The sequence below is a fragment of the Helicobacter bilis genome, from assembly GCF_001999985.1.
Lineage (GTDB): Bacteria > Campylobacterota > Campylobacteria > Campylobacterales > Helicobacteraceae > Helicobacter_A > Helicobacter_A rappini.
This window is the reverse complement of record NZ_CP019645.1, coordinates 2,242,858-2,267,185: the sequence shown is the minus strand read 5'-3', so window position 1 is coordinate 2,267,185 and position 24,328 is coordinate 2,242,858. Positions and strand designations below refer to the sequence as shown.

Genomic DNA, 24,328 nt, shown 5'->3' with positions numbered 1-24,328 from the left:
TATCATCTTCATAACTTTTCTATTATAATACTCCGCTAGTTTTAAAAGCAAATGAAAGGGTATTTATTGCAGACAAGGGGTTCGCGTTTTATCTATAATCTCAAAGGTATTATACGCATGATAATACCACGCATAATAACGCAAAAGCAGCTTGAGACAAAGATACAAAAATTACTAAGAATCTATGAGAAAAACCTAGAAGACATAAGTAATCGCATAAATTATTACAATAAACTCAATAAGCCTTTTCATATACCATTAACAAAAGATAAATTACCGCAAATAAGCCCACTAGACCTAGATTTACCGCCTTATCCTAGTCGATTAGCAAACTTGCAGCAACTTGTGCCGAATATAGATATATTGAAAAATAATACTTATAAAGCCGGATCGGTGTATTATTATGATTCGTATGAATGGACGAGATATTTTAAGGATAATTTAGCATGGGCATATATGTTTTATGATGTGAGTGAGCTTTTAAGCTTTCCTGCGATTTGCAAGTCTCGTCCAATTATTTCTTGTAATAACAATTCAGTATTAATGCAGCTTGAAAAATATCGTCATTTTCATTTCATAAACGACCCAATAAGATTTGAGGATAAAAAGGATATATTGCTATTTCGTGGTGCTGTATATCAAGACCATAGAATCCGCTTTTTTGAAAAGCATTTTACTAATCCAAATTGCGATATTGGACATGTTGGACGAGCAGATTCTAATCCAGAATGGCTAAAAAATAAGCTCTCAATACAAGAGCATTTGCCCTATAAATTTCTACTAAGCCTTGAGGGCTATGATGTAGCAAGTAATCTCAAATGGGTGCTAAGCTCAAACTCACTCTGCATTATGCCAGAGCCAGAGATAGAAACTTGGTTTATGGAAGATAAGCTAGAAAAAGGTGTGCATTTTGCAGCTATTAAGCGTGATTATAGTGATGTAGATTCCGTGCTTGACTACTACAAAACACATACAAATGAAGCAAAGGAAATCATACAAAACGCACATGAATTTTGTGCTAGATTCTATGATAAAAGGCTTCAAGGCTTACTTAATCTCTTAGTATTACGCAAATATTTCTATCTCTCAGGACAGATTGATATAAGCCCATTAGAACAAACATTATTTAAACTTGATTAGATATTATGGTAAAAAATTGCTAAGTGTGAAATTTTTACACATAGAATCTATATCATAGGTGCGAGTGTTAGAAATATGGTATCTTTACCAGTTTTTTCGCTAAAATCATTGCAGATTCTAAAAAAGGGATAGCATGGCGACACAAATAAAACTTAAGGCAAAAAGAAGCACAAAACTTCCAAAAGGATTCAAACTCTCTGGCGTAAAGGCAAATATAAAATATAAAAATAGGCTAGACCTAGCCCTTATCTACTCACAAGAGCCTTGCCAAAGCGCTGGTGTATGGACGAAAAATAGCGTGCAGGCGGCTTGTATCACTCACAATAAAGCAAAGATACAAAATCATATCCATGCTGTTATGATAAATTCTGGTTGTGCGAATGCTTGCACAGGAAAGCAAGGTGAAGAAAATTGCGATAAAAGTGCGGAAGCCCTAGCAAAAGTGTTGCGTATAGATTCTAAGCATATTTTACTTGCTTCCACAGGCGTTATTGGAGCGCAATTGCCCATGCCTAGAATCTTGAAAGCTATCCCAAAGTTAGTAGCACAAAAAAATAGCAATAAAGATTCCATAAAATTAGCAAGTAAAGCCATTATGACAACAGATACTTTCCCAAAGACTTTTGGCATAACTTGTAAGTTACAAAGCCCAAATGATTTAGATTCTAAAAATACGGAATCTGGCAAGGAAAAAGTCGCTCGCAATGAAAAAACTAGCGATTCCAAAAATATTGTCATTAACACAGAATCTAAAGAAAATGCTAAAGATTCTGTAAGCGTAGAAAATAAGTTAGATTCTAAAACACAAGAAAAAGAGACATGCGATAAAAAGGCAAAAGTAGAAAAGAAAAACAACAAGTTTAGAATCTTTGGCATGGCAAAAGGTTCTGGCATGATTCACCCAAATATGGCGACCATGCTAGGCTTTATTTTGACCGATATAGCGATATCTAAAGAGTTATTGCAAGAAGCATTAAGTGAGATTAATACGCAAACTTTCAATCAAATAAGCGTTGATGGCGACACTTCAACAAATGATATGGTTGTTGTGTTAGCAAATGGTGCTGCAAAGAATGAAATTATCACAAGTAAAAGCACAGACTATGAGATATTCAAAAAAGCGTTAAAAAAAGTATGTGTCAATCTTGCCAAACAAATCGCTAAAGATGGCGAGGGTGCTACGCATTTGCTTGAAGTATCCATTAAAAACGCACAGAGTTTACAACAAGCACAAACCCTAAGCAAAGCTATCATTGGCTCAAATCTTGTTAAAACTGCAATCTTTGGTAAAGATGCAAACTGGGGACGAATTATATGTGCTATGGGGTATAGTAATGCGAGTTTTGATGCGAGTAAATTTAATCTTATTTTTGCAAGTAAAAAAGGGAAAATTGCAATCGTAAAAAATGGCGTAGGAACAGCATTTAATGAAAGTAAAGCAAAAAGTATTTTGAGTGCAGATGTCGTGCGTATTTTAATTGATTTGCAAGATGGCACACATAGCGCAAAAGCTTGGGGTTGTGACTTAAGCTATGATTATATAAAGATTAATGCGGACTATCGCTCGTAGATTCAAATTTTGCGGCTGACTGCACGCCTGTTTTGGGGGTGTAAGAAGTTTGTTTGGGATATACTTTAATCTCTTACAAGAATTCAGTAGCATTTAGAGAAATCTACGCCCAAATTTTACATTAAAAAATAATCGTGCGGTTGTTATGCAAAAAGATTCTATCTTCAAGAGCTAATTTTAACGCACGGGCTAAAACCACCTTTTCTACATCTCGTCCTGCTTTTTGCATGTCTTGCCATGTGTAGCTGTGGTCAATTTGTATGGTATCTTGCGAGATTATAGGTCCTTCATCAAGTTGATTATTTACAAAATGGGCGGTTGCACCTATGATTTTTACACCGCGTTCATAGGCTTGTTTGTAGGGATTTGCACCGATAAATGCGGGCAAAAATGAATGATGAATGTTAATAATTTGATTTGGAAAGCTCTCTACAAAACTAGGCGATAAAATACGCATATATTTTGCTAGTATTAAAAAATCTGGATTTAAAGTCCTGCAAAGCTCAATAACCTTTTTCTCATGCTCTTGCCTTGAGATACCCTCCGATTCTATATGATAGTATGGAATTTCAAACTTTTCTACAAGATTTTCTAAACTCGCATGATTGCTAATAACTGCTAAAATATTTGCGTCTAAATCACCGCTATTATGCCGTATGAGTAAATCACCTAAGCAATGATTCTCTTTTGTCGCAAAAATCACTATCGACTTCTTATCCTGTGTGGAAAGTCTCACTTCTGCATCACTAGGTAATGCCGCACACACTTCAGCAAGAAGCATTTTGGAATCTAGCTCACCGCTAATCTCTGTCCGCATAAAAAAAGTGTTGTGTATCTTATCTACAAATTCATTGTTTTGTTCTATGTTTAGCTGATGGAGTAAAAGAATCGAACTGATTTTAAATACTAAACCTTTAGTATCTTGGCATTTTATAAGCAATGTGTGCTGTTTCATAACTCTTTAGAATCCTTAAAATTAAATTTGTGTAAAATAAAGTCGCTATTTTATCATTTTTGTTGTAAAATAAAGCCTAATTTTTTTAAGGAGAGATATATGAAAATAGTATCAGTTACTAGTAAAGGATTATGTGCTTTGGCTTTGGCTGCTTTTTTGGTGGCTTGTGGTGGCGATAAACAAGGGCAAGTTACTTCAAATAGTAATGAACCTGCATGGGTGAATAGTATGTCGGCTGCAAAGGAAAAGGCTGGATCAGTAGTAGTGGGAATTGGATCTGCAAAAATTTTAGATGGGAATCTAAACTATGCGGTCAATCAAGCAGCAATGCAAGCGCGTGCTGAAATTGCACAACAAGTTAGTGCAAAGATTCAACAAGCAATTGAAAGTTTGGAGCAAAATGATGGTATGAAAATATCAGCCAATAGTCAGCAAGTAGCAAGACAAAAGGTAGAAGCCGATCTGAAGAAAACAGAAATAGCTGAAAAATGGACTGATAAACAAGCAACACCACCTATGCTATATGTCCTTGTAAAAATGGATGAAAAGATGTTTGAGCAAACGCTAAAAGGTGTTGGACAAGTTCTAAATGTTGATGCAGACCAAGCAAGAAAGCTTTCTGAAACAGTGCAAGAATTGTTGGAGTAGTTTTATACAATCTCGTCTTTTGTATCTTTATATCCGCTGGTATGGATTTATACTGGCTGGTTGAGTGTCATGGAATCTACTTGCAAGTTTTTTGAAATTCCTACTTGTAGGTTTGACATATTTTTTTTTTTGATACATCTTTATGCAATTCTCAACGCATAATTTGTTATCATACTGCATTATTTTAAGAAACGGAGATTTTATATGTATCATGTAGTTTTTTGTGCTAATGACAATTATATTAAATATCTTGCCCCTTTATGTTATAGCATTGTAAAAAATGCAGCAAATAATACTCAATATGATAAGGGTGAGAGTATAAATGTTACCGAAAATATTACTATGGGGGGGGGGGGGGCAATACCCGCATTATAGAATCTTAAGGCCATTCTATCGCACATATATACAAATCAAACGCGCCTTATTTAAACTTAGCTATAAGCCACCACGCGTAGTGTATAAGTAAAGTCGTATATAAAGACTTTTTAATAAGCTAAGAATTGTGTAGGTGAGATTTAAGTTTTAAAATCTATCTTACTTGGATGTGTGTAGGGCATGGAGTGCAAAAAATGAAATTTAGATTTTAGCCGTTATTGATACATAACAACCAATTCTATAATTAGATTGCCTATTGTTATATTTGGCACTAAAACAACATTGTCTATCCAAGTTGTGGATATAAAAATCAATAATCATGCAAGCAATACAATATTCACTCCATATACATACTCAAAACCCCAAATCTTTAACCCCGCTTTTTAGTAACATTTCACTCAGTCTTGGTTACTATGAGAGACTTTATATTAATATGACATAACTATTTATGATTTATATCATCGCATTCTTGTAATGTCGTTGTGTTTTTGGAATCTTTTGTTTGTAATGATTTGAGTAGCGATTTATTGCCCGATTGGCATGAGGCATCTTGTATGACTAGGGTATCGCCTTTTATTTGCACTTTTTGTGATTGTGTTGTTTTATTTTGTGTGGGGTTTGTGTGGGTTTTATTATCTGCGATTGTGTTGGCATTTGCTGTATATATGCTACATATAAGGCTAAATAAAAATATAGATAAGATTCTATATATGGATTTATAGAGATAGTGTAGAGATAGTGTTGCTTTAAAATCTATATTTATATGTGAATAGGTTGAGTTTAGTTTCTTAGATATTTTACTTTTTTTATTGTAAAAATTAAGGGATTTTTTGTGGGTATTTTCTACAATAATTTTATGTGTAGGATCAAGCAAAAGATTCTGTTTAGAATCTATTTTAAAGTCTAGATTCCATAGCTTTGTGGATAAAGCTTTATGTTTATTTAAATGTAACATAGACTCTACACTAGACATTTCGCTACGCTCAATATGACAAAGATTAGAATCTACTTTCGACATACCGCCTTGCTTAATAAAACATGCTGTTTTAGAATCTACATTAAACACTCGCTTGTCTTCATAAATATCAGCAAAAACACTAGTATCTTTACTATCTACATTCTCTTTCATTAATAATTCCTTTGACACAAATTACAAAACACAATCACACACTTTTGTTACAAGTCCAGAGAAATAGATTAAGCCGTTATTATAAGATACTTGCAGTTTCTCTTTGCTTGGTGGTATAAGCGTATAGGTTTTGCTAAAATCTCTTAGGCTGACATATACCGCACATGCACCTGTGCCACAGGCTTGTGTAATATTTTCTACCCCCCTTTCAAAGGTTACATAATAGATTTTATCATTCTCTCTTATAGCAATATTTACATTTGCATCATACTTATGTCTTAAATGTGAGAGAAACTCTAAGTCATTGCTAAGCAAATTAAACTCTTTCATAGAAGTAGCAAAATACACTAAATGCGGGATACGCATGATAATATGCTCAAACTCATAGACACTCCCCTTTTTATTCTCAACGATATTGCCTTGCAGGACATATTCGCCAAGATTGCTTTGCACATACGCATGTTTTGAATCTATAATTTCTTTAATACTTGTATCTATGATCCCCGCTCCACTTAGAAAACTATGATTTTGCGTAGCAAGTTTATTATGAAAAGCATATAGGCTTACAGCTCTACTTGCATTTCCACACATACCAGCAAAACTGCCATCAGCATTGTAAAACTCCCATTTATATGCGATATTAGAATCTTTACTCTCATAAGGCAAAACTACAACCATGCCATCAGCCCCAATACCATAGAATCTATTGCAAAGCTCCACTGCCATTTTCGCACGATTCTGCTCTAAAAAGCTATGAAATATCAAAAAGTCATTACCACTCGCACAATATTTGCTTATAATCATATCCAATCCTTTAAGCCACAAACCACAAGAAACCCGCCTATTATACCCAAAATCCTTAACTTTTGTAATAAAGTGTAAGGCTTTATCGCAACATTAAGCTATTTTGTTATAATTTCACTCTTTAACTTGTAGAATAAATAGGGGATTTTAATGGATAATACAACTACACATACAACTGATGAAAATATGCCACCATGGGATATAAACAGAGTCTCACCAAATCCCATTGACCATAAACTTGTATTTACAAAGCCACTTGATATTTTCTCAATGACACAAAATAACACGCATTCACCCCAAACACAGCCTATAATGCAGCAAAAAACACAGACCAACCAAACCACCACACAAAATCATATATTAATCCCACAGCCAAAAGATTCCAAAAACGAGATTCTAGCACAAAGCAATGTAGCACAGACTGAAAGCACAGAGGCAATAGCCCTTGCCCTAAAATACAGACCAAAAACCTTTGCTGAGCTCGTAGGGCAGGAAAGTGTCGCAAGGACATTGTGTCTAGCCCTAGATAGTAAGAAAATCGCTAATGCGTATCTATTTAGCGGCTTAAGAGGGAGTGGTAAGACCTCATCAGCTAGAATCTTAGCGAGATCCCTGCAGTGTGAAAGGGGCATTACCTCTAGTCCTTGCGGGACTTGTGCGAATTGTATCGCCGCATTAAAAGGCGCTCATTTAGACATTACAGAGCTTGATGGTGCAAGTAATAGAAAGATTGATGATATGAGAGATTTAATCGAGCAGACCAAATACAAGCCTACAATGGGACGATTTAAAATCTTTATCATAGATGAAGTCCATATGCTAACAAAAGAGGCGTTTAACTCACTTTTAAAAACGCTAGAAGAGCCACCAAACTATGTGAAATTTATCCTAGCGACCACAGATCCGCTAAAAGTCCCAGCGACGATACTAAGCCGCACACAACATTTTCGCTTTAAAAAGATTCCAACAACAGCATTAAAAAATCACCTAGCACATATCCTGCAAAAAGAAAATGTAAGTAGCGATGAAGCAAGCCTAGATATGCTGATACGAAATGGACATGGAAGCCTTAGAGATACCCTAACCTTGCTAGACCAAGCCATTGTCTTTTGTCAAAATAGCCTTAATACGCAGAAGTTAGCAGATATGCTAGGCGCACTAGACCCAAGTGCCTTTGACACGCTTTTTCAAGCCCTTTTAAGAAAGGATATGCAGGAGTGTATAAAGTTTGCTAAATCGCTGGAGGGCTATGAGATTGAGATGATATTAGATGAGTTAAGCCTTTATATTAAGAATAAAATGCTAGAAGAGATACCACAAATACCACCCGTTTTAGGCATGCGTTATGCAAATATTATTAATGATTCTAAGGCTATGTTGCAGCTTGATTGCGATAGTGATTTTTGTCTGTTATTAACCATTCTAAAAATGCTTGAAGCCCAGAAAATACGAGAGGTAGCAAACGCACTAAAACAGCTAGAAAGTATGCAAACCCCAGCTCAAAACGCACAAATCACGCAATTATCAAATGACTATACAGCCACACAAAATAGTATGGAATCTAAGAATGCTATGCAGGTGGATTCTATAAATCCCATTAAAGATTCTATAAATCCTACAAACACTAAAGATTATATAAATAAAGATTCCTTACCACAAACACAAACAAGTGTAACTTCTAATCTCACAATAGAATCTAGCAATAAAGATTCTATAACACATATTAATACCGCACAAGATTCCATAAATCTTATGCAGTCTAATGATTCTATTAAAAATTCCATAGATTCTATAAATGCGACAATTCCTACAAACTCCAAAGATTCTATAAGTCATGTAAATTCTAATTCCCCAAATTCTACTTCTTTGGATTCTACACAACCTATAGAAGCGAGAGAATCTAAAGATTCCATAACAGATTCTATAACTAAAAATACAACCCAAACCGAAGTATCTCATCAAACAACACAGAATCTACAAACTACACAAATTCAACAAAACACACAGAATCTAACACAAGATTTTAATGCTTTTATAGAATCTAAAACCAATACACAAGAATCTAGCAATAAAGATTCTAATCTCTCTTTAAATACTCATAACCTAGTGCATTCTAATACTTTAAATAATTCTAATCTATCAATAGATTCTAATAGCTTAACAGAAACTAGCAAAGCCTATATTAATCAGCAAATAGACCCCAGCACAATGGAAACTAATATAAAAACCCCACAAAATGAAACTATAAATACAATACAAGAAAACAACACACAAGCAGAGTTAATAAAAGATTCTATAAATAAAGATTCCATGCCACAAACACAAATGAGTGTAAATCCTAATTTCACAACAGAATCTAGCAATAACGATTCTATAACACATCTTAACACCGCACAAGATTCTAACATTCAAACAGAATCTAAGCAAGATGCTAATAGCTCGCTAGAATCTAACCCCACACAGCAAAGCCAAATAGATTCTACAAACACACAACAAGAAGCACATAAACAACCCTTTAGCCTTACAAAAAATGACCCACTTTTTACAGCACTTATAACAAAGCTATATGAAAGGGATTATAATATAGGCAGTCTTTTTGAGAATAAAATCGCATTTGACAAACTCACAAATAATATATTGCATCTTATCTTTTACACCACAGAGGAAGAGACAGGCACATTGAGACAAGCATATAGCGGCATTATGCAGGTTATGAAAGAAGTCTATGGAGATTCTATAAAAATGCAGGTTGCAAAGCAAAGCCCACAAGATTTAGCACAACTTATGCAAAGCACAACCACAAGAGCCACTCAAATAACACATAACAAACCACAAACTAAACAGAATCTAAACGAAATAACAGATAATAATCCCACCCATACACAACAAGCAGAACCACAGAATCTAAACACAGAAACAAATAATAATCAAGCAATGAGCACAGACCCAGCCATGCAGTTTATCGCACAAAATAGCGATATGCTAAAAAGTATGCAAAATGAACTCGGCATAAAAGATATGAAAGTCATATCATTGCCTGTATCAACGACACTGCAATAAGTAATGCAAGGGCAATGCAGTTTAAAACGCATTATACCAACCAAGCAATATGGAGATAGAATTATGGAATTCTTAATGTCGATATTTTTTATTCTTATTTTGCTATTTCTAGGCTTTGTAATATTTTGGTGGATAGGATTATTTGTCCCAGATGATAAAGATATGGGAGTCTTAAAAAAGATTGTTTATACGATATTTGGAATCTTAGTTTTTATTTTATCTCACCTATAACTTTTACGAATATTGCGATACTGCTTTGTAGTTGCATTATTGTCATATTAATAATGAAATATATTGCCCCTATGCTATATGTCAAAACTATTCTTTTTATCAAAAAATATAGAAAAAATATAGTTGAGATTCTCTGCTCCTTATTGCTCGTTGCCTTGATAGGTTGCTTAGTAAATGGAAAGATACAATAATCACAAATTTGGAGGATATGAATGGAAACTTTAATGCAAATACTTTTTATCCCTGTTTTGTTGTTGGTGGTTGTGGTAGCATTTTTTGTCATCAAATAGCCACTTTGGGTAGTGATTAAAAAGGTATATTCACAATAAGGTTTTGGTTTGTATTGCCGATAATATTGTCGCTTTAAATTAAAAAAATCTTTAAATAGGAACAACATGCAAAGCATTTTTCACAGCACAAATACAAAGGATAATCTAAGCACAATTATAGATTTTATCAAGTTATTACAAAAAGAAAACAGCTACACTAAAAAGCCTATAAACATTATCCTTTTAAAAGGGGAAGTTGGTATGGGGAAAAGTCATCTCGTGCATGAGTATTGCAAACACAAGGGCATTTTAAGTAGCTCCCCTACCTTTGCCTTTTTGCATGAGTATAATAACGAAATATTTCACTATGATTTATATTTGAAAAATGATGAATACGCCATGATGAGACTTTATGAATCTTTAGCAAATAAAGGCTTACATTTCATAGAATGGGGCAGTGAAACCCTATATCTACAACTACAAAATATGGGCTTTTCTTGCATACTCTTAGAGATACTCCCTACTGATAACACCAACACAAGAGACTATAACTTTTTGATATGAAATTTAGAAGCTATAAATAAATGCTTACAAACAAACATAGATTCTATAAGTTAGATTCTACACAATAAAATCTCCACCAAGCAACACTAAGAAATAAAATATTAATAACTCATAAATGGTGTGCAGGCTTTAAGCATTTTATTATAATAACCTTGTGATTTTTGGATAATCTCTTTAGAATCTGTAAAATATAATGATTCATAGTTGTTTTCAAATGCATTTTTACTCCAGTTTGCACTACCAAATCCCACTAAAGCCCCATCGATAATAATCATTTTATGGTGCATAATGCCTTTATATTTGCCATTTTTTGCGGGGTTTCCTTCTAGCAAACAAGTATGGATATTTGCAAATTTCTCAAGGTAGCCAATGGTGCTATTATTGACACTTTTTTGCCCCATATCATAGATAATATTTATTTTTACACCCTTACTACTTGCATCACGCAGGGCTTTTGCTATCTCTCTATTTGTAAAACTATAAATGGCAATATCAATGCTTTTATTTGCTTGTTTAATCACTCTAAGCAATTCGCCCAATGCCTCTTGTTGTTCGTAGGGCATGAGATAGATTTTCTCCATCGCTGATAATGGCATAAAAGCACACATTACACTTAAGCATACTATTACAACCTTTTTCTTCATTTTATTGAATCCCATGTTTCTTGTCGGTAAAAAGTGTGTATTTTCTTGCATTTAAATCCTTACTATATAAAAATAAAACAATTTTGTATTATAATGCTAAATTTATCAGTTTTTGTCATAATCATCATTAATTTTCAAGAGAGCGTATATGAAAGTCTTACTCATCAATCAGAATCCAGTTATTAAAAAGCTTGTTGGCATGGCAAGTAAAAAGCTAAACCTTGAGGTTGAAAATGTAGCACGCATTGCTAATGATTTTAGACCAAAAGATTATATATGTATCATTGTAGATGATGAGAATGTAGGCAAAAATCTTGAGCGACTAACCGCCCTGCAAGACCAAGTGAAAGTCTGCTTACTTTTTGCGCGTAAAACACAGATTAAAAAACATGAATTTAATATTGCGATACAAAAACCCTTTCTCCCCACAGATATTTTAGAAATACTCAATGACTGCATACCAAAAGAGGGCGAGATAAAAGAAGCAGATGATGAAATATCAAATGATGGGCTAGAAGAATATGATAATGTAAAGTCCATTAATGAAATTGATATGGACTTAAAATCAGCAGAAATCACTCCGCCAGATGGCATAAATATAGACACAGCAAAACTTCAAGCAGAAGCGGAAGAGATTGCGGGTGAAGATACAGATTCTATGCTTGATTTTAATCCAGATTCACTTGATTTTTCAGATCTTCAAGCCGCTGGTGAAGTAACGAGTGAAGAAGAAGTTGCAGATTCTACAGATGATGAAAACACAGAAGAAGAAAGCGATACTGCCAACAAAGAAGATTCTATTAAAGAGAGTGAAGAAGAGCCAGAACACAGAGTTGGCTCAATATTTGATAGCGATTTAAGCGATTTGAAACCAAGCAGTGATAATCCACTTGATTTAGCAAACTTTGATCTTGATTCTATTGTAGATTCTTCAGCCCTAAAGGCTGCTAGTTTAGGTATCCCAGCACAGATAGAAGAGGAAGCAAAAGAAGCAGCAGATAGTCTTGGCGATGATGAAGATGATTTGTTTTTAAGCGATGATGAAAGGGATTTATTGCAGCCTAGCCCTAAGAAATTCATGCAGGCAAAAAAAGAGGAAGAAGAGCTTAAGGCAAAAGAGCAAGAAAATAATGCAGATGATACAGCAGATACACAATCCTTAGAAAATGAAAGTTTAGATGATATATTAGATGATGAGAGTTTAAAAAATGTAAGTGATGATAATATAAGCGAGAATTCCGGCACAACAGATATAGAAGCGGACGCAGACACAGAATCAGCAAGTAGTGATTTAGACAATATTGATTTAGAATCTTTAGCCTTGCAAAGCGATACAACGCAAGAAAAAGATGATAGTATAGAATCTGGGGCTAATACCGCAGAAAAAAGCACAGATAATCTTACAACAATAGATAAAAAAGAGTTAGATGATATGGGGCTAATGGATATGGATTTAGATACACAAGCCCCTAAATCAACACCCAAACCAAGTGTAGAACATGATATAGATTCCATTGATTTAAGCGGACTTGATGAGACGCTAAGCAAACAAGCCACACAAGACACCACAACCACAAATACACTCGATGATGCCTTTGATGAATTGAGTGCTGCCCTAAATAGTGCTTTTGATAATATGATATTAAGTGGAGAATCTAGCGATAAAACAAACGATTCTAAAATAGAGCATGATTCTAATTTACAAGATTTAGAAAACATAGATTCTACAACACAAACAAAAGATTTAGATTCTAAAGAAACAGAGAATATACAACCTGATGATTTAGACTTGCAAATAGATGAAACTACAAACACAGATAACAGCACAGAATCTAGTCTAGATTCTAATCCTAAAGAAATAGACAATCTGGCACAAGATGAGAGTTTAGAAACCAAAGAAGCTGATGAACTATTACTTGACTCACTTGATTTAGATTCTATGGACATAACGCACGACATGGAATCTAAATCACTAGATACCGAAAATAAAGAAGATGATATTAACTCTTTATTGCAATTAGATGATGAACTCAATTTGCAATCACAAGAGAGCAAAGAAGTAGAAACAAACGATATGCAACAGCTAGATAGTGATTTATTAAATGCTTTAGAAACAGATGATTCTATATCTAGTAAATCTAGCGTAAGCGATGAATTACCAAATGATTTAATAGGTGATCTCAATATAGACACAGATTTAACACCAGCAAAGACAGAAGAAAGCATTGAAGATACACTCAACATGCAAGAAGACCAAAGTAAGAATGCAAATGCAAACACTCTAGATGATGCGTTTGATGATCTCACAGAAGCCCTTGATGACGCATTTGATAGTGCAATAAATGCAGAAGAAAGTAAAGATTCTAAAGAAGCAGAGAATATGAGTCTTGATGATTTAGACTTGCAAATAAATGAAACTGCAAATGAGACTGAAAACACAGATGGTAGTATAGAATCTAGTCTTAATTCTAATCTTTTAGATATAGATTTAGACAACAAAGCCAAAGATGATGAAAGTTTAGAATCTCTTTTAGATTCTGATTCTGAAACAGCAAACACAGACAATCTAGCGCAAAATGAGAGTTTAGAATCTCTTATTGATGATTCTAGTGAGTTGCTAGAATCTAAAACACAAGATAGTGAAAATATGGATTCTAATGATTGTCATGTTGAGCAAAGCGAAACATCTAAAAATCTAGAATCTAAAGAAGCTGATGAACTATTGCTTGACTCACTTGATTTAGATTCTATGGACATAACGGACGACATGGAATCTCAATCACTAGATACCGAAAATAAAGAAGATGATATTAACTCTTTATTGCAATTAGATGATGATCTCAATTTGCAATCACAAGAGAGTAAAGAAGTAGAAATAAATGATATGCAACAGCTAGATAGTGATTTATTAGATGGGCTAGATTCCAATGATTCTCCAATTAGCACCCCAGATTTAGAATCTAATACATTAGATGATTTAAATGGGGATTTAGACAAAGATTTAAGCATAGAAATAGATGACACAAAAGCACCAGATTCTAACCAAATAGATATGGATTTAGAAGCAATGCTTAATATCGATGAAGAGCTAGGCACACAGAATCCAGATAGCAAACCACAAGTATTACAAGAAGACACTTTGGCAGAAGTGAATGAAGCCTTAGAAGCCTTAAATGATGAAGTGGCTTTAAATGATAATACAGATTTATCTCAAGCAGATGATATAAAAGATGAATTGCTAGATCCAGAGAATAAAGACAGCATGGATTTAGATAATACAGATGACTTACTCACAGATTTTTTAAACGATAGTGATTCTAGTGAGCTAGATTTGCAAAAAGACTCAACCCATGAAGACTTATTGCATACACAAGATGGCATAGACACAGATTCTAATGTGCTTGATGATATGTTGGCAGAGCTAGATTCCAAAAATTCAACTGATACTTTAGAATCCAGCGATATTGCTTCTAATAATAACTCAACAAAGTCTCTAGAAACTAACCCCGATACACTCTATGTCGCCCTACCTTCCAATGAAGAAGCACTTGAAAATCTCACAGAAACAGAGTTAGCAGAAGCACTAGGCGAGATTACAGATTTAGATATTGTGCGTATTGATCCAAATGATATCAATCCAAATCAACTCAATCAAAATAAGCTTGATGAAACACAGGATACACCAGCCATTAACACAGAATCTAGCATAACAGATACACAAGAAATAAAATCTAGTCTTAATGAAACGCAACTAGATGATACAATGCCATTAAATAATGAAGCACCGCTAGACACTCTCAGCACAACAGATACTATCAATAAAGACAATGTAAAAGAGCTTGATGCGAATTCTCTTATCGATTTTTTCAAAAATACACCAAAAGAAAAATTACATGAAATTCTTGATGGTTCTGAAATCAACTTTAGCATTCATTTTGGTAAGGATAAATAGAGGTTGTGAGTCTATAAGATATGTAATATTGCTTGGTGTTTGCTAAACACTCTAAGCTAGATTCTAGAATAATAAAGCGATAATCTAGAAAAAGGAAAAATATGGTTATTTCAATCTTATGTGGTGGTAGTGGGACGCGTCTTTGGCCCCTTTCAAGGAAGCTTATGCCAAAGCAATTTGCAAAACTAATTGGCGAAGATTCCCTTTTTAAGATGACGCTAGAGAGAAATGCTAAGCTTTTAAGCGTAAATGATAGTTGGCAGGTTATCACAAATGATAAGCATTATTTTCTAGCCCTTGATATAGCAAAATCGCTCAATATAGACATAGATATGTTTATCCTAGAAACCTTGAGTAAAAATACCGCAGCAGCCCTGACACTAGGGGCAATGCTTGTGGCAAAACAAAATCCAAATGAGATTATCCTAACACTTCCAAGTGATCATATTATCCATGATGATAATGCGTATAAGGCTTGTGTAGATATGGCATGTCAGTTTGCAGAAAAGGGTAATATTGTAACATTTGGCATTACCCCAGATAGACCACACACAGGATATGGCTACATTCAAGTTGAAAATGACGAGACAAAAGAGGCTTATAAAGTTATAGCATTTCATGAAAAACCAGATGAAAAACAAGCAAAAATCTACCTAGAAAAAGGTGGGTATTACTGGAATAGTGGCATGTTTTGCTATCAAGCAAAAACACTTTTAGATGAGATGAAGGGTCATGCAAAAGAGATTTATGAATGTTGTAGTATTTTATTAGAATCTTCTTTACGCGATAAAAAGGGCGAATTTGTGCGGCTTGATAGGAAACTAAGTGAGGATTTACTCGATGAAAGCATTGATTATGCTTTGATGGAAAAGACTGATAAACTTTATATGATTCCAAGTCGTTTTACATGGAATGATGTTGGAAGTTTTGAGTCTTTATGTGAAGAGTTACCAAAAGATTCTAATAATAATGCGATGAATGAGCAAAGCATTGCCCTTCATTCTTGCAATAATCTCATTATATCTAATAAAATGGTAGCAACATTGGGGATAGATGATTGCGTTATCATCGATACGCAAGATGCGCTTTTAGTAGCGAAAAAAGGCTATACGCAAGATGTAAAAAAGATTGTAGCTAAGCTAGATTCTATAAAAAGTCCATTAGTTGAGATACACAATAAAGCTTTTAGACCATGGGGTAGTTACACTGTGCTTCAAGAAAGTCCTACATACAAGTTAAAAAGCATTGTGGTAAAACCAAAGCATAGACTAAGTTTGCAAAAGCACTATCACAGGAATGAACACTGGATTGTTGTAAGTGGGAGTGCATTAGTCCAAATTGAAGATAAAGAAATCTTTCTATCACCAAATCAATCCACATATATCCCTATGGGACACGCACACAGGCTAACAAACCCGGGGACAATTGATCTTGTTATGATAGAAGTGCAAGTGGGAGAATATTTAGGCGAAGATGATATTGTAAGACTTAGTGATGATTATGCAAGGGATGACTGCTAGGTGTGGTAGTTTTATAAAAACTAGTTGTGATGTATAAGCATATTTCGCATTTTTGTGTAGATATCTACTATTTTTTAGTGCATGTGATAAGAAAAGTAGGTTCGTAAAATGCATACTAATCTCTATGTTACAAGCATTAGCTACCAATACCTTATTTTGCTACAAGTTTCCGAGATCTATTGCATGTTAATCCATGCTGTTAGAATCTTTTTTATGTAGTTTCTTAATAATAGTAAGGTTTAAGCATACATTGCAAAACTTCTTTAATCAAGGCAAATCACTCACAATAAGCTGTGATTTATGGATATAGCCTATCTTTGCTTCCGTGATTGTTTGTGTCTTTGGCGAAAGGCTTGGTGGGAAGTAAAGCACCTTTATCCATTCTTGTCCCATAACTTCTTTATAACCACTAAATTCAGCCCTTTCAAAGCCAAGCTGCCTTTGCCACTCACTCACGCCTTTAATTTCCCATAGCGACATATTGAGATTAAGCAGTAAAATTGCATCACTTTTAGCGGTAGGGATTTGCTCTAGAATCTTACCATTTGGCTTTTCACGCAGATTCACATACTTATCTGTGCTATTAATAGTAAGCCTATACATATTAAATTCTTTATCTATTTTTTTAGCATAGGTTTTTCTATCATTTGGGTTATCTTGTAGCTTTTTTCCCACTTTGATATTTGTGATGGTTATATCTTTCCCAGCCGCACACGCTGAAAAAACCCAAGGCATAACACCTGCAATCTCTACTTCCACTTCATAGCTCACACTCCCACCAAGCCCATCTCTATACCACTTTGGAACAAGCGGGGCAAACTTGTCATAATATTTGCGCTCATCTAAAACAATATGCCCACCATTGATAAACTCTAGCCTAGAATCTTGCGTCTTAAAAGTGCTAAAATATGCGGGATTATCACACGCACTCACTTCATTAGATGGCAAAGAAAAGTCAGCATTAAGAGTGAGTGTGCCTTTTGCCTTTATAGGCTTTTTGAAAGTAAAAGCACACTCACCACCACCTGCATCACCATAGGCACAATTTCTTATCTCTTGCCCTTCTTCGTCTATTTTTGTGGCAAATGCGGCATTATGCTTAAAAAAGAGAAAAGATTCATAAGCCTTTTTGGTAAAAATCTGCTTAGAATCATTAAACCAGAATGCTAACTCATTATACAAGTAATATTCAGGCTTCATCTCCTCAATGTCATTGCCTAAAGGAATGCCGTATTCTGCAAACAAATCCCCAAATTCTTTAGCAAGAAATGGGGAAAGTTTAGAGAAATAAACACTCTCAAACTCCCTATTACTCCCGCCATTATACACGCCATCTATCCCATCTACAAGGGCAAATCTAGTGAGTGTTCTATACTCATTAAAGTTTAAATCCCTTTGCTTAGATATGGATTTTAGCTGTGTGAGATAGGCTTTTAGCTCTGTAAAATCCCCTTGCTTTATGCGATTTACATCAAGCTCCTTTGCAAATAAAAACGCACTTAACAAACATAGAAAAACTATAATCTTTTGCATATTAGCCTCTTTAAATTATATAAAAAACTTTTATAATAGTAGCATAGATTCTAAAGAGTTGCTTTACTAAAAAAACACCCTAGAATATTAAATGCTGTATTATCTAAAATCTTATGAGATTGAGTTTTAATGCAATGGTTTGCATAGAAATTAGTTTATAAGTCAAATAGATGGGCTATATGGTTGTAGGGGGGGGGGGGGTATAATGTTTAGAATCTAAACTGCACATCTCTAGAATCTTCGGTGCTAGAGCTGATCCTTAAGGCATGTTTTCAAATATCTGTTGGGAATCTTAATGCATAAAATACACCGCCGTATTAATTTTTAAAATTACCGCAACATTACATTGGGATTAACATTATTCTCTGCTACATACCATAATTCCAATACAATAGAATATATTGTTTGATAGCTACTTGGTTGCTTTTTATTGATTTAAGCCAACATTTATATTTAATTTTATATTGCTTTGTTTTTGATTTTTTTGTTACAATGTTTTCATAATTACAAACCATAGAAGGATTATATATGAAGTTAAGCGTTACACAAAAATTGCAATTATCAACAATAGCTATGCTTATTGCTATACTTGGTATATTTGGGGTGTATAAATGGCTTGATTCAAAAGCAAATTTTATGAAACCTCCAATACGCAAAAAGAAATTCTATTAAAAGCAGTTTTACTCTACATAGATGACTATATACAAGAAAAAAGCGATAAATTAGCGAGTGTTGCCACAACGCTAGAGCAGAATCCAAAGTTTTTAAATCGCGATGAAATCTATGATTTTTTAAATAAAACCGCGAGAATGTCTAGCTTTGATGCATTTTATATCGCTTATGTGAGTGATGGTGAAGCGATTATGAGTAGAAAAGATGAGCAATATAGCTTTCCTAAGATTCTCATGGGGAGTGATGGTGGCAAATATGATGCAAATACTAGAGATTGGTTTAAAAATGCGCTATCTCTAGGAAAAGCTGGAGTTTCTACGCCGTATGTGGATTTTGTAACAGGGGAATTGGCTATTACATTTTTTGCACCTATACGAGTAAATGGTAAGATTGTAGCAGAGATTGTAGGGGATTTATATCTATCCCAATTTTCTAAAGATGTGCAGTCTCTTAAGACATCGCCGACAGGACGCACATTAATATTTGAAGATCTATTTTATGTTACACCCGGAAAATATATTATGGATGATTCTGGGAAACCTTTTGTTGCGACATTGAAAGAAGGGATTGCAAAGCATGGGATAAGCCCATTTCGCTACATCTCTCTTTTAGACAATGAAGAAAGATTAGCAGCATGTGGTAAAACTCAAATAGGCTGGAATACTTGTATCACCAACTCGACAAAAGACTATGATGAAGCACTGAAAAACATAGCTATTGATACATTATTGTGGTCGCTAGGCTTTATCATAATCGCATTAGCTATTATGACTTTTATTATCCGTTATATATTAAGTCCTTTGGATATTATAAGGAAGAATTTAAGGCAGTTTTTTGAGTATCTGCAATATAAGATTCAAACCTACACGCCGACACATATAAAAAGTAATGATGAGTTTGGTCAAATGTCAAGCGAAATAAATGAAAATGTGGAATTTATTACAAAATTACATAAGCAAGAGAAATTATTGCAAGATGGTTTTCATGAAGTAATACAGGAGGTTAAAGAAGGTAAGTTTGGCAAACAGCTTATAATAGATTCTAAAAATCCTAATATGATTTCCTTGCGTAATTCTATAAATGAAATGAGTGCGGCGTTATGCGAGACGATCACTATGGATTTATCACGCATTCTCAGTGTATTTAAGGAAGCAAATGAGGGTAATTTCAAAAATCAAATCATAGATCCTATCGGCATGGAAGTTAGTGTCAATATGCTTATTCTAAATATCTCAAAAATGTTACAAACTTCTCAAAAATTAGCAAATACGCTAAATACGCAAAGCGATTTATTGAATACTTCAGTGATACGATTGCAAGAAAGCACACAGAATCAAGCAAGTGCATTGCATCAAACTGCAAGTGCTATTGAAGAGATTACAAGCTCTATGGCAAGTGTTAGTGCGCGTAGTGATGAAGTGATAAGTCAAAGTGAAGATATTAAAAATATCGTTGTTGTGATTAAAGAAATTGCTGAGCAAACAAACTTACTTGCATTAAACGCAGCGATTGAAGCAGCAAGGGCTGGAGAGCATGGCAGAGGCTTTGCAGTCGTAGCCGATGAGGTGAGAAAGTTAGCAGAGAGAACGCAAAAATCACTTAGTGAGATAGAATCTAATGCCAATGTTCTCACACAATCAATACACGATATGACAAACTCTATTGAAGAGCAATCTTGCGGTATGAATCAGATTAACGAACAAGTTTCACAGCTTGAGATTCTCACAAAAGATAATCTTCAAGTCAGCAACGAAGCACAAGAGATTAGCCATAATGTCGCAAATCTTGCAACAGAGATTCTAGAAGATGTGAATAAAAAGAGTTTTTAAAATGTTTTGTTGTGTGTGATCTTTTGCAGGAAAACTATATGAAAGATTTGGTATCATTAAGCAATGGTATTATTGCAGTATGCTTGTGATTCTTTCGTTTTCACTTAAAAAATGATATAGGTTAGATAATTTCTATTTATTATTGCAAGTGCAGAGCCTAGATTTACTCATGTAAGCATTGGGCAAAAAAAATATTTTAGAGTCCGAAGCTAAAATATTTTGCTATGCTAAACATAAAAAATGCAAGATTCTATAATGCGAAAATGTTAAGACTTCATAGCCAATAAACCTTAGAGAAAAGTCCAAACAAAGTTTAAGCTATGGATTGTCCCTAAAACTAAATCATTAGACTTGCCATAGATATTTGCACGATAGGTAATATCGGTATTGACTAAAAGTGGACTTATTTTTAATAAGCCTAAGCCTACTTCAATATATGCTCCATTTGCTTTGAGATTATGCGTCTGGCTAAAATTTGCTCCAGCACCAATTATAATTGAGCCTATGCCTGTAAGCCCTTCTGGGTGGATATATAGCACTCCGCCCACAGAGTGAGTGGGAGCATAAGTGTCCATATAAAGATATTTAAGCCTTACACCAAATCCTATTTCATAATCAGTAAAAGGAATGGATACAGAAGGCTTTAAACCAAATTCATCATTTACAAAGAAATTCCACCCTACACTTGCACCAATGATTCCACCAAATCTATCTTTTGCTACTTTATTTGAATCTATCTTGTTTAAATCTGTGCTAAAGCCATAATGAAATGAAGCTATTTGCAACATATTTCCTATTAAACATCTAAAATCTCCTATCATACAGCCAACTCCAGCCTTTAAGCTCCCACATATCATAATGCTAAATATAAAGATTCTTAATAGTCTCATTTTTTACCCCTTAAAAACGATTTGCTTACAAGGTGTTCGTAAGCAAAGTTTATTATATTAAGATTCTTGTCATTTTGAAATTCAAGCGAAAAATCTTTTTTGGATTCTAAATTTTTAGATACTCGCCTAAAGGCTTAGTTATGATAATTACTATATTAGGATTCTAAAACAACGGCATTTTAACATAAGATTTCAGCTATAAAGGGTTTTATAATGATGTTGTTATTCTGCAAGTTTATATTTCATAAAAATAGAAATCAATCATATTAAAAGGCATATTTGCTTCAATACCGCAGTTATAAAAAATATAGATTCTAAAGTTTTGTTTGCATGATTTATGAGGGTGCGTGTTAATCGTTTGCAAGTGTATTTAATTGTTTAAACAAAATTTATTTGTAGCTTGTTGTTTAAACTCTTATTCAAGCTATATAGTTTGTTCTATATAGCCTTTAAATAAAGAGTATTTGAGTAAATAAAGGGCTTTATTACATCATGCCGCCCATACCACCCATTCCGCCCATATCAGGCATAGCTGGGGCTGGTTTGTCTTCTTTAATATCAGTGATAGCTGCTTCTGTTGTTAAAAGTAGGCTAGAGATAGAAACCGCATTTTGAAGCGCTACACGAGTAACTTTCAATGGGTCGATAATACCTTCTTTAAACATGCTATCTACATATACGCCTTTGCTTGCATCAAAGCCATAGATACCGCCACTACCCTCTACTTCCTGCACTTTATTGACTATTACGCCAGCATCAAAACCTGCATTTGTAGCAATTTGTGCTAGAGGTGCTTTAATAGCGCGTTTGATAATATCATAGCCAATAGCTTCATCACCGCTAAGTTTTAAATTCACTTTCTTAGCCGCATGAATAAGAGCTACACCACCACCAGCAACAATGCCTTCTTCAACCGCAGCTTTTGTTGCAGATAGTGCGTCATCCACTCTATCTTTTTTCTCTTTCATCTCTACTTCGCTTGGCGCACCAACTTTGATAACTGCTACACCGCCAGAGAGTTTTGCAAGTCTTTCTTGCAATTTCTCTTTGTCATAATCGCTTGTTGTAGATTCTATTTGAGTGCGGATTTGTGCTACTCTTTCTTCTACTGCTTTTTTCTTGCCTTTGCCATCAACGATTGTTGTATTGTCTTTATCAAGCACGATTCTTGCTGCTTGTCCTAAATGACTCATGTCAATGCTTTCAAGCATAAGTCCTACTTCCTCGCTAATCACATCGCCACCTGTAAGGATAGCAATATCTCTTAGCATTTCTTTTCTTCTATCACCAAAGCCCGGGGCCTTTACAGCGGCTACATTTAACACACCGCGAAGTTTATTGACTACAAGCGTAGTTAGGGCTTCACCCTCTAAATCCTCTGCGATAATGAGTAAAGGGCGACCACTTTTCATTGTAGCTTCTAAGATAGGCAGAATATCTTTCATTGAAGTGATTTTTTTATCAGTGATTAGGATATATGGATTCTCAAGTTCTGCACTCATTTTATCCGCATTTGTAACAAAATAAGGGCTTAGATATCCTCTATCAAACTGCATACCTTCAACTACGCTTAATTCATCATTAATACCTTTTGCTTCTTCAACGGTTATAACGCCATCTTTGCCGACTTTCTCCATAGCATCGGCGATAAGCTTACCTATGTTTTCATCAGAGTTTGCAGAGATTGTTGCTACTTGCGTAATTTCCTGTTTGCCGCCAACTTTTTTGCTAATTTTTTTAAGCTCATGAATGATTGCTTCACTAGCTTTATCCATACCTCTTTTTACTTCAACAGGATTAGCCCCAGCTGTAATATTTCTTAAACCTTCTTTAAAAATGCTATGTGCTAAAACGGTCGCTGTTGTAGTGCCATCACCTGCTGCATCAGCAGTTTTACTTGCCACTTCTTTTACAAGCTGTGCTCCCATATTTGCAAGTGTGTCTTTAAGCTCAATTTCTTTTGCCACACTTACACCATCTTTTGTGATTGTAGGCGCACCATAGCTTTTTTGAATCAGAACATTGCGCCCTTTTGGACCCATTGTAACTTTTACTGCGTTGCTTAATGCACTTACACCTTCATAGATTTTATTTCTTGCTTCATCGCTAAATTTAATATCTTTTGCCATAGTTGCTCCTTATTTCTATTATTTTAAAACGCCAAGAATGTCTTCAGATTCTAATACGATAAAATCTTTATTATCGATTTTAACCTCATTGCCCTTATATTTGCCAAATAGGACTTTATCGCCCTTTTTGACTTCACCATCTTTCTCAACTTCTTTGCTTACTTCTTTGATAACACCAATACTTGGTTTTTCAGTCGCATTATCAGGAATTATAAGTCCAGAAGCTGTCTTTTTTTCCTCTTCAATTCTTTCAACCAATACTCTTTTTCCTAGTGGTTTAAAAGCCATTGTCATTCTCCTTATACAAAAAGTTCATAATTAGCACTTAAAAATTTTAAGTGATAGAATCATACTCATTTTTTGGTTAATAAGTCAAGATTTTATAGTGATATATTAAATAATATTTAGTGTATT

Annotated in this window: 19 protein-coding genes; 11 read left to right on the top strand and 8 right to left on the bottom strand. The window is 34.4% G+C overall.

Annotated features, from left to right (window positions below):
* Positions 1-66 precede the first annotated feature (66 nt).
* Together XJ32_RS10185 and argJ are read left to right on the top strand one after the other, a co-directional pair.
* Positions 67-1,140: a glycosyl transferase family 90 gene (locus tag XJ32_RS10185; protein WP_077389529.1), complete on the top strand. Its 1,074-nt coding sequence runs from the start codon at positions 67-69 to the stop codon at positions 1,138-1,140.
* A 133-nt stretch (positions 1,141-1,273) separates the two neighbouring features.
* Positions 1,274-2,710 carry a bifunctional ornithine acetyltransferase/N-acetylglutamate synthase gene (gene argJ, locus XJ32_RS10180; RefSeq protein ID WP_077389527.1) on the top strand — a complete coding sequence of 479 codons (1,437 nt, stop codon included), beginning with the start codon at positions 1,274-1,276 and terminating at the stop codon, positions 2,708-2,710.
* Between the two features lie 121 nt (positions 2,711-2,831).
* Here the strand turns inward: argJ and purU are convergent, their stop codons facing one another.
* Entirely contained in the window at positions 2,832-3,665 is an 834-nt protein-coding gene (purU, locus tag XJ32_RS10175; RefSeq protein WP_077389525.1) for a formyltetrahydrofolate deformylase, read from the bottom strand.
* Positions 3,666-3,764: 99 nt separating this feature from the next.
* Here purU and XJ32_RS10170 point away from each other — a divergent pair, with 99 nt between their 5' ends.
* Positions 3,765-4,313: an LPP20 family lipoprotein gene (locus XJ32_RS10170; RefSeq protein ID WP_005218510.1), complete on the top strand. Its 549-nt coding sequence runs from the start codon at positions 3,765-3,767 to the stop codon at positions 4,311-4,313.
* 204 nt (positions 4,314-4,517) lie between these two features.
* On the top strand, positions 4,518-4,688 hold the full coding sequence (locus tag XJ32_RS12345; RefSeq protein ID WP_167620000.1) for a hypothetical protein: 171 nt from the start codon (positions 4,518-4,520) through the stop codon (positions 4,686-4,688).
* Positions 4,689-5,130: 442 nt separating this feature from the next.
* Here XJ32_RS12345 and XJ32_RS10165 read toward each other — a convergent pair whose 3' ends face one another.
* Entirely contained in the window at positions 5,131-5,817 is a 687-nt protein-coding gene (locus XJ32_RS10165; RefSeq protein ID WP_077389523.1) for a hypothetical protein, read from the bottom strand.
* Between the two features lie 21 nt (positions 5,818-5,838).
* Positions 5,839-6,621 carry a diaminopimelate epimerase gene (dapF, locus tag XJ32_RS10160; RefSeq protein ID WP_020995706.1) on the bottom strand — a complete coding sequence of 261 codons (783 nt, stop codon included), beginning with the start codon at positions 6,619-6,621 and terminating at the stop codon, positions 5,839-5,841.
* A gap of 150 nt (positions 6,622-6,771) precedes the next feature.
* Here dapF and XJ32_RS10155 point away from each other — a divergent pair, with 150 nt between their 5' ends.
* The 3 genes from XJ32_RS10155 to tsaE all read left to right on the top strand — a co-directional run bounded on the left by XJ32_RS10155 (position 6,772) and on the right by tsaE (position 10,745).
* The gene (locus XJ32_RS10155) at positions 6,772-9,681 is read left to right on the top strand and encodes a DNA polymerase III subunit gamma/tau (protein ID WP_254422364.1); all 2,910 of its coding nucleotides are present in this window, start codon (positions 6,772-6,774) and stop codon (positions 9,679-9,681) included.
* A 75-nt stretch (positions 9,682-9,756) separates the two neighbouring features.
* Positions 9,757-9,912 carry a hypothetical protein gene (locus XJ32_RS12065; protein WP_155761514.1) on the top strand — a complete coding sequence of 52 codons (156 nt, stop codon included), beginning with the start codon at positions 9,757-9,759 and terminating at the stop codon, positions 9,910-9,912.
* A gap of 395 nt (positions 9,913-10,307) precedes the next feature.
* Entirely contained in the window at positions 10,308-10,745 is a 438-nt protein-coding gene (tsaE, locus tag XJ32_RS10145; RefSeq protein WP_077389519.1) for a tRNA (adenosine(37)-N6)-threonylcarbamoyltransferase complex ATPase subunit type 1 TsaE, read from the top strand.
* A 101-nt stretch (positions 10,746-10,846) separates the two neighbouring features.
* Here the strand turns inward: tsaE and XJ32_RS10140 are convergent, their stop codons facing one another.
* Positions 10,847-11,440, bottom strand: a complete 594-nt coding sequence (locus XJ32_RS10140) for a phospholipase D-like domain-containing protein (protein ID WP_254422363.1) — start codon at positions 11,438-11,440, stop codon at positions 10,847-10,849.
* A 97-nt stretch (positions 11,441-11,537) separates the two neighbouring features.
* On the opposite strand from XJ32_RS10140, the gene XJ32_RS10135 reads away from it, so the two are divergent.
* Positions 11,538-15,341, top strand: a complete 3,804-nt coding sequence (locus XJ32_RS10135; protein WP_174566023.1) for a midas domain-containing protein — start codon at positions 11,538-11,540, stop codon at positions 15,339-15,341.
* Between the two features lie 101 nt (positions 15,342-15,442).
* Positions 15,443-16,861 carry a mannose-1-phosphate guanylyltransferase/mannose-6-phosphate isomerase gene (locus tag XJ32_RS10130; RefSeq protein WP_077389517.1) on the top strand — a complete coding sequence of 473 codons (1,419 nt, stop codon included), beginning with the start codon at positions 15,443-15,445 and terminating at the stop codon, positions 16,859-16,861.
* 267 nt (positions 16,862-17,128) lie between these two features.
* Here XJ32_RS10130 and XJ32_RS10125 read toward each other — a convergent pair whose 3' ends face one another.
* Positions 17,129-18,394 carry a hypothetical protein gene (locus tag XJ32_RS10125; RefSeq protein WP_077389514.1) on the bottom strand — a complete coding sequence of 422 codons (1,266 nt, stop codon included), beginning with the start codon at positions 18,392-18,394 and terminating at the stop codon, positions 17,129-17,131.
* Positions 18,395-18,922: 528 nt separating this feature from the next.
* Here XJ32_RS10125 and XJ32_RS13010 point away from each other — a divergent pair.
* Positions 18,923-19,066 carry a hypothetical protein gene (locus tag XJ32_RS13010; protein ID WP_254422362.1) on the top strand — a complete coding sequence of 48 codons (144 nt, stop codon included), beginning with the start codon at positions 18,923-18,925 and terminating at the stop codon, positions 19,064-19,066.
* A gap of 137 nt (positions 19,067-19,203) precedes the next feature.
* A complete protein-coding gene (locus XJ32_RS10120; protein WP_496349855.1) occupies positions 19,204-20,895 on the top strand; it encodes a methyl-accepting chemotaxis protein in 1,692 nt (563 codons plus the stop codon).
* A gap of 290 nt (positions 20,896-21,185) precedes the next feature.
* Here XJ32_RS10120 and XJ32_RS10115 read toward each other — a convergent pair whose 3' ends face one another.
* The 3 genes from XJ32_RS10115 to groES form a co-directional block, all read right to left on the bottom strand.
* Positions 21,186-21,785: a hypothetical protein gene (locus XJ32_RS10115; RefSeq protein ID WP_077389511.1), complete on the bottom strand. Its 600-nt coding sequence runs from the start codon at positions 21,783-21,785 to the stop codon at positions 21,186-21,188.
* A 485-nt stretch (positions 21,786-22,270) separates the two neighbouring features.
* Entirely contained in the window at positions 22,271-23,914 is a 1,644-nt protein-coding gene (gene groL, locus XJ32_RS10110) for a chaperonin GroEL (RefSeq protein ID WP_077389507.1), read from the bottom strand.
* Between the two features lie 18 nt (positions 23,915-23,932).
* Positions 23,933-24,202, bottom strand: coding sequence for a co-chaperone GroES (groES, locus tag XJ32_RS10105; protein WP_004086675.1), 270 nt, complete (start codon positions 24,200-24,202; stop codon positions 23,933-23,935).
* Positions 24,203-24,328 lie beyond the last annotated feature (126 nt).